This window comes from Candidatus Symbiopectobacterium sp. NZEC127, from assembly GCF_025962675.1.
GTDB lineage: Bacteria > Pseudomonadota > Gammaproteobacteria > Enterobacterales > Enterobacteriaceae > Symbiopectobacterium.
On sequence record NZ_JAGFPG010000083.1, the window covers coordinates 1 to 546 of the forward strand.

Below are 546 nucleotides of genomic sequence, written 5' to 3' on the forward strand. Positions count from 1 at the left end.
CTTAAAAGGAGATCCCCCTTAATGGCAATAACCATAAATCAACATAGAATGAGCATAGGGAATTATCATCATGGTAAAATGGAAGCAAACGAAAGACGGTGCAATAAGAGAGTATCAAACACCGTAAATAATACGATTCAAAAAAAATCACTCACGCTGAATATCAAAGATATCGTACCCTCATATCACGTTTGTCAGCACAGAGAACGCCGTTTACAATTAAAAAAAATAATATGCTTTATACTATTACTGAATCACGTTCGTGCACACACAGTACTTGCGGGCGAAAATACCGATATCTCCCCGCCTCCACAGCCATTAGGACAATATAACCAAACACTCCTGCCGTTAAATGAACGTTTACCCGTCAAAGTGGCGGCTACACCAGATTACCGGCACCATGCCGATAATAACGAAAAAAAAACCGTCGAGAGATCAGAGAAGCAGCCTATTCAATAGCTGACAAAGTAACACATTCAACAATGTCCTTGCCCGAAAAGATCTATGTGTTTGGCAAAACGGGCATCATCACTAATGATGAAAAAA

1 protein-coding gene is annotated in these 546 nt (G+C 39.7%); it reads left to right on the forward strand.

Annotated features, from left to right (window positions below):
• On the forward strand, nt 1-459 hold a 459-nt coding region (locus J5069_RS24035), incomplete at its 5' end, for a hypothetical protein (protein WP_264646150.1).
• Nucleotides 460-546: the final 87 nt, after the last annotated feature.